We start from the raw sequence: 14,295 nt of genomic DNA on the forward strand, positions 1-14,295 counted from the left end.
CGACATACATTCACTGCCTAGGCAGCAAACCGTACTCCGATAACGGTATCCAGATGAAGCACTTCACCCCAGACGAATTCCACAATTGTCATCTCGGCATGCTGCTCGGCCGCGCCGCGCTGCTAAAGGATCGGATTATCGACACGCACATGGAGCCCGTCGGCATTACCGCCGCGCAGTTCAAGGTGCTGATCATCATGGCCCAGCACGGCATCGACACACCGGTCGAGTTGTGCCGGTACCTGTCGCTGGACAGCGGCTCGATGACACGGATGCTCGATCGCCTGGAGCAGAAGGGCTTCCTGGTTCGCCAACGCTCGGCGGAGGATCGCCGCCAGGTCCGCCTGGTACTGACCGAGGCCGGCCAAGCGCTGGCCGATCGCCTGCCGTTTATCGGCGCCGACGCCATGAACCAACTGGCCGGTGCCATCAGCCGCGAGGAGCTGCAAACCCTCGAGAACATCCTCAAGAAAATACTGCTCGCCGCCGGTGATCCCATCACCGTGCTGCGATTGGGGGAAAAATGAAGCGTCAAACCTTGCGTACCCGCCTGAGCCTGGTGCTGTTGGCCATGAGCCTGGCCGGTTGTGCCAGCTACAGCGGCCTGGAGACCGAAGGCGTCAGCCTCGAAGCCAAGAGCCTGCAGGCGGGACAATCCCTGACCGGCGTCACGTTGTCGCCGGCCTCGTGGCCGAAAAGCGACTGGTGGAAAAGCCTCGGTGACCCACAACTCGATGGCCTGATCCGCGAAGCGCTGCGCGACAGTCCGGACATGCAGATCGCCAGCGCCCGGGTTCACCAGGCCAGCGCCGCGGCCTATGCCGCCAATGCCGCACGCCTGCCGACCCTGGATGCCAGCGGCAGCGTCAGCCGTTCACGCCTGGCCCGCGACCAGGACCCGCAAGGGCAGGGCGGGGCGTACAGCACGTTGCGTTCGCTAAGCGTGGATTTCAATTATGACTTCGATTTGTGGGGTGGCCAGCGCGCCGCCTGGGAAGCCGCCCTCGGCCAGGCCCGCGCCGCCGAGATCGACCGCCAGGCCGCGCAACTGACTTTGGCCGCCGATGTGGCCCGGGCCTACAGCGACCTCGGCCAGGCCCACATCATTTACGACTTGGCCAACGAAGACCTCAAGCGCACGCGGCAGATGCTCGACCTGGGCAAGCGCCGCCTCAGCGCCGGGATCGACAGCGAATATCAATTCCAGCAGACCGAAAGCCTGGAGGCGAGCGCCGATGCAACTTTGATCGATGCCGAGAAACGCCTGCAAAGCGCCAGGATCGCCCTGGCCGTGCTGCTGGGCAAAGGGCCTGATCGGGGTAACGAAATCGCCCGACCCCATGTGCTGCAGGCCAGCGCGGTCGCATTGCCGTCGAATCTGCCGGCCGAGTTGCTGGGTCGGCGTCCAGACCTGGTCGCGGCGCGGTGGCGGGTCGAGGCGGCAAGCAAGAACATCGAGGCCGGCAAGACCAACTTCTACCCCAACCTCAACCTGAGCGCGGCGGCCGGTGTGCAATCGCTACTGGGGGACGCGATGTTCGGTTCGGCCAGTCGTTTCTTCAACGTGGCGCCAACGGTGTCGCTGCCGATTTTCGATGGCGGACGCTTGCGGGCGGATCTGGATGCCCGGGACGCCGACTACGACTTGGCGGTGGCGCAATACAACAAGAGCCTGGTTGCGGCCCTTGGCGATGTCAGCGACACCATCAACCAGTTGCGTGACATCGGGCGGCAGATCGGCGCCCAGCAACACGCCGTGGATATCGCACAGAACTCCTATGACACCGTGGTCCAACGCTACGGCTCCGGCATTGGCAATTATCTGGACGTGCTGAGCATCGAGCAGCAGTTGCTCCAGGCCCAGCGCCAACTGGCAACGCTCAATGCCGAGCAGATCGATTTGTCGATCCAACTGATGCAGGCCCTGGGCGGCGGCTTCGACACTCAAACCGTGGCTTCGGCCACACCGGCCGCCACCGCGCCGACTCACTGATTCGAGGTATTTGTCATGGCAACTGCCGAAACAACGCAACAAACCCCACAGGACGCTGGCAACCCGCGCAAACGCAAGGTCATGCTGCTGGCCCTGACCTTGATCGTCATTCTCGGCGGCGTGGGTGTCTGGGCCTGGCACGAACTGTATGGCCGCTGGAGCGAAAGTACCGACGATGCCTACGTCAACGGCAACGTGGTGGAAATCACTCCGCAAGTCACCGGCACGGTGGTGAGCATTGGCGCCGATGACGGTGACCTGGTGCGCGAAGGTCAGGTGCTGGTGCAGTTCGACCCGAACGATGCCGAAGTTGCGCTGCAAAGCGCCCAGGCCAACCTGGCCCGTACCGTGCGCCAGGTGCGCGGCTTGTACAGCAACGTCGATGGCATGAAGGCGCAAGTCCATGCGCAAGAAGCTGAAGTGCAGAAGGCCCAGGAGAACTACAACCGCCGCAAGAATCTCGCGGCGGGCGGGGCGATTTCCCAGGAAGAACTGTCCCATGCCCGGGATGACCTGACCTCGGCGCAGAATGCCCTGGCCAACGCCCGGCAGCAGCTCAAGACCACCAGCGCGCTGGTGGATGACACCGTGGTGTCGTCCCATCCCGACGTGCAAGCCGCCGCCGCGCAACTGCGCCAGGCATATTTGACCAACGCGCGCAGCACCTTGATCGCGCCAGTGACCGGTTACGTGGCCAAGCGCACCGTGCAACTGGGCCAACGAGTGCAGCCGGGCACGGCGTTGATGGCGGTGATTCCGCTGGATCAGTTGTGGATCGACGCCAACTTCAAGGAAACCCAACTGCGCGACATGCGCATCGGCCAGCCGGTGGACATCGAGACGGACCTCTACGGCAGCGATGTGAAGTACAGCGGCACGATCGACAGCCTGGGCGCCGGGACCGGCAGTGCATTTGCCTTGCTGCCGGCGCAGAACGCCACCGGCAACTGGATCAAGATCGTTCAGCGAGTGCCGGTGCGCATTCATATCAACGCCGAGGAGCTGGCCAGGCATCCGCTGCGGGTCGGGCTGTCGACCCAGGTCGACGTCAACCTGCATGACCAGAGCGGCCCGGTACTGGCCCAGCAGCCACCGCAAAAAGCCATGCTCAGCACCCAGGTCTATGACCGCCAGCTGGCCGACGCAGACGCGATGATCACACGGCTGATTCACGACAACAGCGCGGCGGCGGGCAAGACCGCGCAGCGCTAGTCAGTTATGGCATCGGACCAGTGGGAGCGAGCAGGCTCGCTCCCACAAGGTTTGCATTTCAGCAATAACGCCACTTCCGCTTCATAGGATTTTCGCAATGAGCAATAACGCGTCCTTCACGCCGCCCAGCCTGTTGCTCAGCACCATCGGGTTGTCGCTGGCGACGTTCATGCAGGTGCTCGACACCACCATCGCCAACGTCGCGTTGCCGACCATTTCCGGCAACCTGGGCGTAAGCTCGGAGCAGGGTACTTGGGTCATCACCTCGTTCGCAGTGAGCAACGCCATCGCTCTGCCGTTGACCGGGTGGTTGAGCCGCCGGTTCGGCGAGGTGAAGTTGTTTCTGTGGGCAACGATGTTGTTCGTCCTGGCCTCGTTCCTGTGCGGGATCTCCACGTCCATGCCGGAGCTGATCGGTTTTCGTGTGGTCCAGGGTCTGGTCGCCGGCCCTTTGTACCCGATGACCCAGACCCTGCTGATTGCCGTGTACCCGCCGGCCAGGCGCGGCATGGCCCTGGCGTTGCTGGCGATGGTCACGGTGGTGGCGCCGATCGCCGGGCCGATCCTCGGCGGCTGGATCACCGACAGCTATAGCTGGCCGTGGATCTTCTTCATCAATGTGCCCATCGGGATTTTCGCGGTGATGGTCGTGCGCCAGCAGCTCAAGGCGCGGCCAGTGGTCACCAGTCGCCAGCCTATGGATTACGTTGGCTTGATCACGCTGATCATTGGCGTCGGCGCGCTCCAGGTGATTCTCGACAAGGGCAACGACCTCGATTGGTTCGAGTCGAATTTCATCATTGTCGGCGCGCTGATTTCGGTGATCGCCCTGGCGGTGTTCGTCATATGGGAAATGACCGACGGCCACCCGGTGGTCAACCTGCGGCTGTTCGCCTATCGCAACTTTCGCATCGGCACCATCGTGCTGGTGGGCGGTTATGCCGGGTTCTTTGGCATCAACCTGATCCTGCCGCAATGGTTGCAGACCCAGATGGGCTACACCGCCACCTGGGCCGGCTTGGCGGTGGCGCCGATCGGTATCCTGCCGGTGTTGATGTCGCCCTTCGTCGGCAAGTACGCCCACAAGTTCGACCTGCGCCTGTTGGCCGGGCTGGCGTTCCTGGCGATCGGCCTGAGCTGCTTCATGCGCGCCGGGTTCACCAATGAAGTGGACTTCCAGCACATCGCCCTGGTGCAGTTGTTCATGGGCATCGGCGTGGCGTTGTTCTTCATGCCGACCCTGAGCATCCTGATGTCGGACCTGCCGCCGCACCAGATCGCCGATGGCGCGGGGCTGGCGACGTTCCTGCGAACCCTGGGCGGCAGCTTCGCCGCGTCCCTGACGACTTGGATCTGGATCCGCCGGGCCGACCAGCACCACGCGTACCTGAGCGAAAGCATCAGCACCTTCGAGCCGGCCACCCGCGAGACGATCAATCAGCTCGGCGGGGCGAGCACACCGGTCTTTGCCCAGCTCGACCAGATCCTCACCAGCCAGGCGTACATGCTCTCCACCGTGGATTACTTCACGTTGCTGGGCTGGGCGTTCATGGGGTTGATTTTGCTGGTATGGCTGGCGAAGCCGCCATTTGCGGCGAAGGCGGGGCCTGCTGCCAGCGGTCATTGAAGCAACACAACCTCCCACAAGGGAAACTTATGTGTGGCTGGGCATTGTATCGGGTGCCGATAACTGCGGCGGCGGGGCAAACCCGAACGGCGCCAACGCAAAACCCTGTTCATCCACCTGCAACGCCCAACCTTGCTTGTCCCAATCCCCCAGCACGATGCGTCTCGCTGCGTGTTCGCCCAGTTGCAGCTTGTGGATGGCGGGGCGGTGGGTGTGGCCGTGGACCAGGGTTTTCACGCCATATTGCTGCATGATTCGCGGGATCTCTTCGGGCGTGACGTCGACAATGTCGTTGGCTTTCATGCGTGTCTGCGTTCGGCTTTCGCTGCGCAGCTTGCGCGCCAGCTTTTGGCGGCTGCCCAGTGGCAGGTGGCGCAGAATGAACAGCGTGACCGGGTTACGCAGCCAGCGGCGCAACTTCATGTAGCCGACATCCCGCGTGCAGAGGCTGTCGCCATGCATCAGCAATACCGGCTCGCCGTTGAACTGCACGACACTCGGATCCTTGAGCAGGGTGCAACCAGCCGCTTTGCAGAAAGCCTGCCCGAGCATGAAGTCACGGTTGCCGTGCATGAGGAATACGGCCGTGCCGCTGTCGCTCAATTCGCGCAGGGCCTGGCAGATGGAACGCTGGAACGGCGTCATGGCATCGTCGCCGATCCAGGCTTCGAAAAAGTCGCCGAGGATGTACAACGCTTGTGCCGAGCGGGCGCGTGTGGCGAGTAAATCCAGAAACGCCCGGGTGATGTCCGGGCGCTCCTCTTCCAGATGCAAATCTGAAATCAGCAGTATCACTCAATGATCTCGGCTTTCTCGATGATCACGTCTTCTGCCGGGACGTCCTGGTGGCCAGCCTTGGAGGTGGTAGCGACGCCTTTGATCTTGTCGACCACATCGGTGCCTTCGGTGACTTTACCGAATACCGCATAGCCCCAGCCCTGGACATTCTTGCCGCTGTGGTTCAGGAAGCTGTTGTCGGCGACGTTGATGAAGAACTGCGCGGAGGCCGAATGCGGCTCCATGGTGCGGGCCATGGCGACGGTGTACTTGTCGTTGGAAAGGCCGTTGTCGGCTTCGTTCTGGATGCTCGGACGCTTGTCTTTCTTTTCCTTCATGCCTGGCTCGAAACCGCCGCCCTGGATCATGAAGTTGCCGATGACACGGTGGAAAACGGTGTTCTCGTAATGGCCGGCCTTGACGTATTCAACGAAGTTGGCAACGGTGATCGGTGCCTTTTCGGCGTTCAGTTCCAGGACGATGTCGCCATGGTTGGTGGTCAGTTTGACTTGGGTCATGATCACTACTCTTTCAAGGAATTCGTGGGTTTCGGGGGCGCGGACGCCCGCAACCGGTCTGGCCGCAATCGCCAGGTTGGGCAGTTTAGCGTGCCGGGCACGAATTTCGAGGCTGTTTTTCATCGGGTCATCGATTAAATTCAATCGTTTGCCGGCTCGACCTGTCAGGTGCTTGACAGCATCGGCTATGATACGGGCTTTGATTTATCAGGCCGCACCCGGCCGCGCACTTGTACGTTCAAGGATCCTATGAGCAAGCCCACTGTCGACCCTACCTCGAATTCCAAGACCGGCCCGGCCGTGCCGGTCAATTTCCTGCGCCCGATCATCCAGGCGGACCTGGATTCGGGTAAGCACACGCAGATCGTCACCCGCTTCCCGCCGGAGCCCAACGGCTACCTGCACATCGGTCACGCCAAATCCATCTGCGTGAACTTCGGCCTGGCCGAGGAGTTCGGTGGCGTCACGCACCTGCGTTTCGATGACACCAACCCGGCCAAGGAAGACCAGGAATACATCGACGCGATCAAGAGCGACGTCAAGTGGCTGGGTTTCGAATGGGCCGGCGAAGTGCGCTACGCCTCGCAGTATTTCGACCAATTGCACGATTGGGCGGTCGAGCTGATCAAGTCCGGCAACGCCTACGTGTGCGACCTGACCCCGGAGCAGGCCAAGGAATACCGCGGCAGCCTGACCGAGCCGGGCAAGAACAGCCCGTTCCGTGACCGCAGCGTGGAAGAGAACCTGGACCTGTTCGCCCGCATGCGTGCCGGCGAGTTCCCGGACGGTGCCCGTGTACTGCGCGCCAAGATCGACATGGCTTCGCCGAACATGAATTTGCGCGACCCGATCATGTACCGCATCCGCCACGCCCATCACCACCAGACGGGCGACAAGTGGTGCATCTACCCGAACTATGACTTCACCCACGGCCAGTCGGACGCCATCGAAGGCATCACGCATTCGATCTGCACCTTGGAATTCGAAAGCCATCGTCCCTTGTACGAGTGGTTCCTGGAGAAGCTGCCGGTGCCGGCCAACCCGCGCCAGTATGAATTCAGCCGCCTGAACCTGAACTACACCATCACCAGCAAGCGCAAGCTCAAGCAACTGGTGGACGAGAAGCACGTCAGCGGCTGGGACGACCCGCGCATGTCGACGCTGTCGGGCTTCCGCCGTCGTGGCTACACACCGAAGTCGATCCGCAATTTCTGCGAGATGATCGGCACCAACCGTTCCGACGGCGTGGTGGATTTCGGCATGCTGGAATTCAGCATCCGCGACGACCTCGACCACAGCGCGCCGCGGGCCATGTGCGTGTTGCGTCCGCTGAAAGTCGTCATCACCAATTATCCGGAAGGCCAGGTCGAGAACCTCGAACTGCCGTGCCACCCGAAGGAAGACATGGGCGTGCGCGTCCTGCCGTTCGCCCGGGAAATCTACATCGATCGTGAAGACTTCATGGAAGAGCCGCCAAAAGGCTACAAGCGCCTGGAGCCGGCTGGCGAAGTGCGCCTGCGCGGCAGCTACGTGATCCGCGCCGACGAGGCCATCAAGGATGCCGACGGCAACATCGTGGAGCTGCGTTGCTCCTATGATCCTGAGACCCTGGGCAAGAACCCGGAAGGTCGCAAGGTCAAGGGCGTGATCCACTGGGTGCCGGCTGCCGCCAGCGTCGAGTGCGAAGTACGCCTGTACGATCGTCTGTTCCGTTCGCCGAACCCGGAAAAGGCCGAAGACAGCGCCAGCTTCCTGGACAACATCAACCCTGACTCCCTGCAAGTACTCACTGGTTGTCGTGCCGAGCCATCGCTGGGCAACGCACAGCCGGAAGACCGTTTCCAGTTCGAGCGCGAAGGTTACTTCTGCGCGGATATCAAGGACTCGAAACCCGGTGCTCCGGTGTTCAACCGTACCGTGACCTTGCGCGATTCCTGGGGTCAGTGATCAAGTCTTAAGGGAAACCCTGTGCTTACGATCTACAACACGCTCACCAAGAGCAAAGAAGTCTTCAAGCCGCTGGATGGCAACAAGGTCCGCATGTACGTCTGCGGCATGACCGTGTACGACTATTGCCACATCGGCCATGGTCGCAGCATGGTCGCCTTCGACCTGGTGACCCGCTGGTTGCGTTTCAGTGGTTATGACCTGACCTACGTGCGCAACATCACCGACATCGAAGACAAGATCATCAATCGGGCCCGTGAAAATGGCGAGCCTTACGATGCGCTGACCGAGCGCATGATCAAGGCCATGCACGAGGACGAGGCGCGCCTCAACATCCAGAAACCGGACCTGGAGCCGCGCGCCACGGACCATATCCCGGGCATGTTGGCGATGATCCAGACCTTGATCGACAAGGGCTATGCCTACGCACCGGGCAATGGCGACGTGTACTACCGCGTCGCCAAGTTCATGGGCTACGGCAAGCTGTCGCGCAAGAAGATCGAAGATTTGCGCATCGGCGCGCGCATCGAAGTCGACGAGTCGAAGGAAGACCCACTGGACTTCGTGCTATGGAAGGGCGCCAAGCCGGGCGAGCCGAGCTGGGATTCGCCATGGGGCGCCGGGCGTCCGGGCTGGCATATCGAGTGCTCGGTGATGTCCACGTGCTGCCTGGGCGAGACCTTCGACATTCATGGCGGCGGCAGCGACCTGGAATTCCCGCACCACGAAAACGAAATCGCCCAGAGTGAAGCCGCCACCGGCAAGACCTACGCCAACGCGTGGATGCATTGCGGCATGATTCGCATCAATGGCGAAAAGATGTCCAAGTCCTTGAACAACTTCTTCACCATCCGCGACGTGCTCGACAAGTATCACCCGGAGGTCGTGCGTTACCTGTTGGTATCGAGCCACTACCGCAGCGCCATCAACTACTCGGAAGACAACCTCAAGGACGCCAAGGGCGCCCTGGAGCGTTTCTACCACGCGTTGAAGGGTCTGCCGAGCGTGCCGCCTGCCGGTGGCGAAGCGTTCGTGGCGCGTTTCACCGAGGTGATGAACGATGACTTCGGCACGCCGGAAGCGTGCGCGGTGCTGTTCGAGATGGTGCGCGAGATCAACCGCCTGCGCGAGAGCGATCTTGATGCAGCGGCGGGCCTGGCCGCACGCTTGAAGGAACTGGCCAGTGTGCTGGGTGTGTTGCAGCTCCCAGCGGATGACTTCCTGCAGGCCGGTGCCGAAGGTCGCGTGGACGCCGCCGAGGTCGACGCGTTGATCCAGGCGCGCCTGACGGCGAGGGCGAACAAGGACTGGGCCGAATCCGACCGCATCCGCGACCAGCTCACCGCCATGGGCGTGGTGCTGGAAGACGGGAAGGGCGGGACGACCTGGCGCTTGGCGGACTAAGATCTCTTAGACGCGCAATACCCACTGTGGGAGCGAGCTTGCTCGCGATGGCGGAGTGTCAGGCAACATGTTTGTCTGCTGATATATCCCCATCGCGAGCAAGCTCGCTCCCACAGTTTTTTGCATTCCAACCTGGCAATCGATTGTTTATGAGCTAGTACTGTCAGGTCGCTTCGACATTCCCTCTGACAGGAGTCCCTCCATGCTTGCTCACTGGTCTCTCGCGGCCATTCACCTCCTGGCGTTCGCCCTCGGGTTCTGGGCGGTACTGACCCGCGGCACAGCGTTGCGACGCCTCGCGGGTGGCGCGGACGTGGTTCGCAATGTCCTGGTTGCGGACAACGTATGGGGACTATCAGCGCTGGTGTTACTGGTGACAGGCGGGATGCGCGCTTTCGCCGGGTACGAAAAAGGCTCGGACTACTACCTGCACCAGCCGCTGTTTCACCTGAAGATGACGTTGTTCGTCTTGATCCTGTTGCTTGAAATCGCACCGATGATCGCCCTGATCAAATGGCGGATGGCGCTGGGCAAGGGCGCTGCGATCGACTCGTCGAGGGCTGGCCGCTTTGCACGGATCAGTCACCTGGAAGCGTTGCTGCTGATGTTGATGGTCGTGGCGGCCACGGGAATGGCCCGTGGCGTGCGCTTGGGCTGACCGGCACGAACACCTGCTTCATCGCCATTAAAACGAAACGTCTGACAGCCATGGTATGAGGCATGCCAGTAGTATCGGTTTCGGGCTGGTCGGATCGATAAGGCGGGATTGGACAGGGTGCGGCTCGGTCGGCCTGCATCTTTAGCCAGCCATTGCGGCGATGCAAACGGGCTGGCTGCGGACTGCGGCAGGGCTCAGGGCGTTTGCGGCTTGTCAGGGGCAGTGAGGCCGGCCTGGATGCGCTGATAAATCTCTTCGCGATGCACCGCAACGTTTTTCGGGGCGTTGATGCCGATACGGACTTGTTGGCCGCTCACGCCCAGAATGGTGATCGTGATGTCGTCACCAATATTTATGCTTTCACCGACTTTGCGGGTGAGTATCAGCATGGTGTTCTCCTTGATTGCTTTATAGGGCACCTGATTCAGACAGTGCAGATGTCGGTACTGCTTATAGATTAGTGCTAAGTGTCACAATGTGGGTGCCTCTTTCTGACGTGCAGATGCTGCATTAATTCCCAGGGTGCGACTATACAGAGACGTTGGACAGGATTCTCGTGTTTTGCGCACTGTTTAGGGCGTTTCCGGCGAGTCTGGGTGCTAAAATCCCCGCTTCATGTCTTGCGGGGGAATCGTTGTGCGTAAATTGGCTTGGGTAATCGCGGTATTGGCGCTGGCAGGATGCGGGGAAGGGCGCGACGTCGAGGCACCGAAGCCGAAACCGGCGGCGACCTCTGCGCCGGCAGCTGCCGCGGCACCGCAGTGGGCTGTCGAGGTTCGAGGCCAGACGCCCCAGGCTGTCAGCGACCTGACCGGATGGCTGATCGAGCACAGCTTCATGTCCAGTGTCGTCAGGGAAAACGGGAAGGACCGGGTCCTGGTTGGACCCTTAGGCTCCGAGGCTGAAGCTCAGGCGAAGCAGGAGCAGATCAACGCTGCGCTGGTACGTGCCAAGAAGCGCAACATCGAGACCCTGGTCGTGGATTTTCCGCCAGCACGATAAACAGACAGACCTAAACCTGTAGGAGCGAGCTTGCTCGTGATAGGGGCATGCCAGTCGACGTCAATGTTGACGGGTCCACCGCTATCGCGAGCGAGCTCGCTCCCACAGTTGATTTGTGCTGTTCTTATATGCGAGGTCAGCCGCAGGCCTTCAAGTTCACTGGCCCCACGAACTCGTTTCCTCGACCCATGACACACGCGACGCTCTGGTTGCGCTGGCGCTCCCAGGCCTGCACGGGGTAGGTCTTGTCCCAGGCTTCATACAGGCGCCGGTCTTGTTTGGAGAGACGCAGCCCGTATTGTTTGCTCATGTAGAAATAGGTCCTGGCGATCATCCCCCGGATGGAAGGGCGGGGCATGACTTTCTTGGCCTTGAAGTCTACTTGGGTCAGGCACGAGCCGTATTGGCCCTTCTGCACTGGCAACCAGCCGAAGCTGAAATTGCTGCGATCGCCATTGACCTCGCCGATGCTGGGCACCAGGTTGTGCAAGTCGGCTTCGGCCCGTTGATAGACCGGGTCATAGCGAGTGCAGTTCTTGCGCCCACCCTGTTGCCAGCATTGGCGCTGGTGGCCGATCTGCCATGCCGGGACAATATGTTCCCACTCGATGCGGGCGGCGCGGTTGGCATTCTTGCGCGGCACGTAGCCGCAGGCCGCGAGGTCCACGCGATTTCCGGTGTATTTGCAGCCGCAATAGAACTCGGTGGATTGAGGCGCATAGAGTTTCCAGGCGACTTTCTTGGCTTCGTTGAAAGTACGGGGTGCACCCGCCTGTGTGCCCGTGGCAACGAAAACGAGCAATAAAGCTAAACAGCGAAAATTCATCAGGCTCAATCTTCCTTCGGCACAACCCAGAAAACCTGCACCCCGCCATCGTCGCGATAGGCGAGGGTGACGTTGTCGTTCTCGTCGATTTCCGTCAGCAGGCGTTCCCATTCATCCACTGGCTCGTCGGGGAGGCGAAAGATCAGGGCCGCCTTGGCATTTTGTGCGGTGGGAGCGTTTATGATTTTCGAGACCCGTAGGCCGAGGCGTGTATAGGAATCTAAGGGGGTAGTTGCAGCGGAGGGCGTGGCCACAGGATTATCCTTATTAAGCTGTACGTGCATACAGTATTTAACCGTAGGCATTTACGCAACTGCTTAAATTTCAAGAAAATCGTCTGACAGCACTTTTTCCATTTTGATGTAGGAGGACGACGCTTTTTTATCGAGCCCGATAAACACGTGTCTGCTCCAGGTGGGTCCGTCGAGGTGCCCGACCGATATCGGTCGGGCGGGACGATCAATACTCCCAGAAAATCCGCTGCAATTGCTTGCTGTCCTGGGTCTTGGTCAGGGCGACCATTGCCAGGATGCGAGCCTTCTGAGGATTCAGGTCGTGGGCCACGACCCAGTCGTATTTGTCGTCAGGCTGTTCGGCGTTGCGCAGTACGAAACCACCGGCATTGGCGTGGGACGAACGAATGATCTGCACGCCTTCCTTGCGCAGGGCCTGCAACGAAGGAACGACGCGCGAGGACACCGAACCGTTGCCGGTACCGGCGTGGATGATTGCCTTGGCCCCGGATTGGGCCAGAGCCTTGTACGCGGTGTCACTGACGTTGCCGTAGGAGTAGGCAATTTCAACATTCGGCAGGCTCTTGATGGTCTTGATGTCGAACTCCGAGTCCAGGGTGTGACGCTTGGCCGGCAGGCGGAACCAGTAGGATTTTCCTTCGACCACCATGCCCAGCGGACCCCAAGGGCTTTTGAACGCCTCGGTCTTGATGTTGATCATCTTGCTGACATCGCGGCCCGACTGGATTTCATCGTTCATGGTCACCAGCACGCCTTTGCCGCGCGCTTCCTGGCTGCTGGCGACGGCCACGGCGTTGTAGAGGTTGAGCATGCCATCGGCGGACATCGCGGTACCGGGCCGCATCGAGCCGACGACAATGATCGGCTTTTCGGTTTTCTCGACGAGGTTCAGGAAGTAAGCAGTCTCTTCCAGCGTGTCGGTACCGTGGGTGATGACGATGCCATCGACGTCCTTGCTGTCGGCCAGCTCGGCGACACGTCGACCCAGTTGCAGGAGGTTTTCGTTGGTGATGCTCTCCGACGCGATCTGCATCACCTGTTCGCCACGCACGTTGGCCAGCCGGCTGAGTTCCGGTACGCCGGCAATCAGCTGTTCGATACCGACCTTGGCTGCCTGGTAGGTGGCGCTGTTGGCGGAGCTCGCGCCGGCACCGGCAATGGTGCCGCCCGTGGCAAGGATGACGACGTTGGAAAGCTTTTGCTCAGCCTGGGTTTCCTTCGCCTGAAGGGCGCTGGGCAGCAGGAGCATGAGCGCCAAGGCACCCGGAACAAGAGTCTTGAAGGCAGATGTCATTATTTTTCTCTCTAGTCATGAGGATTCATCTAGATGCTCCGGCAGACCTGAATGCCGGGAGCGCTCTTGCCAGAGCATGATCCGTACCAGTGCGGCGCAAGCGTGGGCCTGCCCTCTAACGCCTTGAAAATAAAACGATATGTATTTTCTGGCAGAGTCTTGCGGCGAGTACCTGGACGGATTCCCGAACATCGTGCTGTTTGCTGTTCGGTTAACCGGAGGGGAGTGGTCTGAAGGTCGCTTCCCTGAGAGTGATGCTAAAGAAAACCCGTTGACGGACGATCTTCCTTGTAGGAACTCATTCATGGAGTGAAACATGAGCATGTCAATCGGCTTCCCAAACGCCGCCGCCGTCACCATTGGCGGTAAGACCACAGCGACGGTGAATGCCCTGAGCGAGGCGAGCGCCGACGCCGAGGACGCCTTGGGTGAACGCAAGGTTCGGGCAGACCTTCGTACCGAAACCGAGAACAAGACCGAAAAAAGCGAGAGCACCCAAAGCATCGCCACGAAAATCCTGCTCAAGCGCATGCAGGAGCTACAGCAGCAATTGCGCGAGCAACAACAGCAACTCGCCGCAGCGCAGGCGCACCCTTATGCAACGCCTGAAGCCAAAACTACCGCTATCATGGCTATCCAGGGTCAGATTGCCGACACTACTGGCGCACTGCAGCAGGTCACGGGCAGCTTGATCAAGGAGCTGGCGAAGGAGTCCGGCTCCGGCGCGCTGGTCAATACCACTGCCTGACGCTCGACATTCCGGATGAAACCGGAACGTTGACA

The 14,295-nt window shown here is 60.7% G+C and carries 15 protein-coding genes; 9 read left to right on the top strand and 6 right to left on the bottom strand.

Annotated elements, in window-relative coordinates; all coding sequences use genetic code 11:
* Nucleotides 1-53 precede the first annotated feature (53 nt).
* The 4 genes from J3P79_RS09695 (at nt 54) to J3P79_RS09710 (ending at nt 4,832) form a co-directional block, all read left to right on the top strand.
* A complete protein-coding gene (locus tag J3P79_RS09695; protein ID WP_039592807.1) occupies nt 54-527 on the top strand; it encodes a MarR family winged helix-turn-helix transcriptional regulator in 474 nt (157 codons plus the stop codon).
* Complete coding sequence (locus J3P79_RS09700) at nt 524-1,993, top strand: efflux transporter outer membrane subunit (RefSeq protein ID WP_039592808.1); 1,470 nt, start codon at nt 524-526, stop codon at nt 1,991-1,993. The genes J3P79_RS09695 and J3P79_RS09700 overlap by 4 nt, the downstream gene beginning before the upstream one ends.
* A 15-nt stretch (nt 1,994-2,008) precedes the next feature.
* Nucleotides 2,009-3,205: an HlyD family efflux transporter periplasmic adaptor subunit gene (locus tag J3P79_RS09705; RefSeq protein WP_434610004.1), complete on the top strand. Its 1,197-nt coding sequence runs from the start codon at nt 2,009-2,011 to the stop codon at nt 3,203-3,205.
* A gap of 97 nt (nt 3,206-3,302) precedes the next feature.
* A complete protein-coding gene (locus J3P79_RS09710) occupies nt 3,303-4,832 on the top strand; it encodes a DHA2 family efflux MFS transporter permease subunit (protein WP_434610006.1) in 1,530 nt (509 codons plus the stop codon).
* A gap of 27 nt (nt 4,833-4,859) precedes the next feature.
* Here J3P79_RS09710 and J3P79_RS09715 read toward each other — a convergent pair whose 3' ends face one another.
* The gene (locus J3P79_RS09715) at nt 4,860-5,627 is read right to left on the bottom strand and encodes a UDP-2,3-diacylglucosamine diphosphatase (protein ID WP_434610007.1); all 768 of its coding nucleotides are present in this window, start codon (nt 5,625-5,627) and stop codon (nt 4,860-4,862) included.
* Entirely contained in the window at nt 5,624-6,127 is a 504-nt protein-coding gene (locus tag J3P79_RS09720; protein ID WP_434610009.1) for a peptidylprolyl isomerase, read from the bottom strand. The genes J3P79_RS09715 and J3P79_RS09720 overlap by 4 nt, the downstream gene beginning before the upstream one ends.
* Nucleotides 6,128-6,376: 249 nt before the next feature.
* On the opposite strand from J3P79_RS09720, the gene J3P79_RS09725 reads away from it, so the two are divergent.
* The 3 genes from J3P79_RS09725 (at nt 6,377) to J3P79_RS09735 (ending at nt 10,136) form a co-directional block, all read left to right on the top strand.
* Nucleotides 6,377-8,074, top strand: a complete 1,698-nt coding sequence (locus J3P79_RS09725; RefSeq protein WP_434610011.1) for a glutamine--tRNA ligase/YqeY domain fusion protein — start codon at nt 6,377-6,379, stop codon at nt 8,072-8,074.
* A 21-nt stretch (nt 8,075-8,095) separates the two neighbouring features.
* Nucleotides 8,096-9,478, top strand: coding sequence for a cysteine--tRNA ligase (cysS, locus tag J3P79_RS09730; protein WP_434610012.1), 1,383 nt, complete (start codon nt 8,096-8,098; stop codon nt 9,476-9,478).
* A gap of 202 nt (nt 9,479-9,680) precedes the next feature.
* Nucleotides 9,681-10,136 carry a DUF2214 family protein gene (locus J3P79_RS09735; protein ID WP_434610014.1) on the top strand — a complete coding sequence of 152 codons (456 nt, stop codon included), beginning with the start codon at nt 9,681-9,683 and terminating at the stop codon, nt 10,134-10,136.
* 194 nt (nt 10,137-10,330) lie between these two features.
* On the opposite strand, the gene csrA is transcribed toward J3P79_RS09735, so the two are convergent.
* The gene (csrA, locus tag J3P79_RS09740) at nt 10,331-10,525 is read right to left on the bottom strand and encodes a carbon storage regulator CsrA (protein ID WP_003179932.1); all 195 of its coding nucleotides are present in this window, start codon (nt 10,523-10,525) and stop codon (nt 10,331-10,333) included.
* A 247-nt stretch (nt 10,526-10,772) separates the two neighbouring features.
* On the opposite strand from csrA, the gene J3P79_RS09745 reads away from it, so the two are divergent.
* Complete coding sequence (locus J3P79_RS09745; protein ID WP_434610015.1) at nt 10,773-11,138, top strand: SPOR domain-containing protein; 366 nt, start codon at nt 10,773-10,775, stop codon at nt 11,136-11,138.
* Between the two features lie 136 nt (nt 11,139-11,274).
* Here J3P79_RS09745 and J3P79_RS09750 read toward each other — a convergent pair whose 3' ends face one another.
* The 3 genes from J3P79_RS09750 to J3P79_RS09760 form a co-directional block, all read right to left on the bottom strand.
* Nucleotides 11,275-11,964 (bottom strand): endonuclease, encoded by a 690-nt coding sequence (locus tag J3P79_RS09750; RefSeq protein WP_434610017.1) that lies wholly within the window; start codon nt 11,962-11,964, stop codon nt 11,275-11,277.
* Between the two features lie 5 nt (nt 11,965-11,969).
* Nucleotides 11,970-12,269 carry a DUF1654 domain-containing protein gene (locus J3P79_RS09755; RefSeq protein WP_434610018.1) on the bottom strand — a complete coding sequence of 100 codons (300 nt, stop codon included), beginning with the start codon at nt 12,267-12,269 and terminating at the stop codon, nt 11,970-11,972.
* Nucleotides 12,270-12,423: 154 nt separating this feature from the next.
* Nucleotides 12,424-13,512, bottom strand: a complete 1,089-nt coding sequence (locus J3P79_RS09760) for an asparaginase (RefSeq protein WP_434610020.1) — start codon at nt 13,510-13,512, stop codon at nt 12,424-12,426.
* Nucleotides 13,513-13,828: 316 nt separating this feature from the next.
* Here J3P79_RS09760 and J3P79_RS09765 point away from each other — a divergent pair, with 316 nt between their 5' ends.
* Nucleotides 13,829-14,260: a hypothetical protein gene (locus tag J3P79_RS09765; RefSeq protein ID WP_434610022.1), complete on the top strand. Its 432-nt coding sequence runs from the start codon at nt 13,829-13,831 to the stop codon at nt 14,258-14,260.
* The last annotated feature ends 35 nt before the right edge of the window (nt 14,261-14,295 follow it).

Origin of the sequence: Pseudomonas sp. R1-7, assembly GCF_051132105.1 — a bacterium.
Lineage (GTDB): Bacteria > Pseudomonadota > Gammaproteobacteria > Pseudomonadales > Pseudomonadaceae > Aquipseudomonas.

Bases quoted from the DNA above. Each gene is read 5' to 3' on its own strand.
- J3P79_RS09755 (WP_434610018.1), bottom strand. From the start codon at position 12,269: ATGCCTACGGTTAAATACTGTATGCACGTACAGCTTAATAAGGATAAT.
- J3P79_RS09765 (WP_434610022.1), top strand. From the start codon at position 13,829: ATGAGCATGTCAATCGGCTTCCCAAACGCCGCCGCCGTCACCATTGGC.
- J3P79_RS09710 (WP_434610006.1), top strand. From the start codon at position 3,303: ATGAGCAATAACGCGTCCTTCACGCCGCCCAGCCTGTTGCTCAGCACC.
- J3P79_RS09695 (WP_039592807.1), top strand. From the start codon at position 54: ATGAAGCACTTCACCCCAGACGAATTCCACAATTGTCATCTCGGCATG.
- J3P79_RS09735 (WP_434610014.1), top strand. From the start codon at position 9,681: ATGCTTGCTCACTGGTCTCTCGCGGCCATTCACCTCCTGGCGTTCGCC.
- J3P79_RS09720 (WP_434610009.1), bottom strand. From the start codon at position 6,127: ATGACCCAAGTCAAACTGACCACCAACCATGGCGACATCGTCCTGGAA.
- J3P79_RS09700 (WP_039592808.1), top strand. From the start codon at position 524: ATGAAGCGTCAAACCTTGCGTACCCGCCTGAGCCTGGTGCTGTTGGCC.
- J3P79_RS09750 (WP_434610017.1), bottom strand. From the start codon at position 11,964: ATGAATTTTCGCTGTTTAGCTTTATTGCTCGTTTTCGTTGCCACGGGC.
- csrA (WP_003179932.1), bottom strand. From the start codon at position 10,525: ATGCTGATACTCACCCGCAAAGTCGGTGAAAGCATAAATATTGGTGAC.
- J3P79_RS09760 (WP_434610020.1), bottom strand. From the start codon at position 13,512: ATGACATCTGCCTTCAAGACTCTTGTTCCGGGTGCCTTGGCGCTCATG.
- J3P79_RS09705 (WP_434610004.1), top strand. From the start codon at position 2,009: ATGGCAACTGCCGAAACAACGCAACAAACCCCACAGGACGCTGGCAAC.
- J3P79_RS09725 (WP_434610011.1), top strand. From the start codon at position 6,377: ATGAGCAAGCCCACTGTCGACCCTACCTCGAATTCCAAGACCGGCCCG.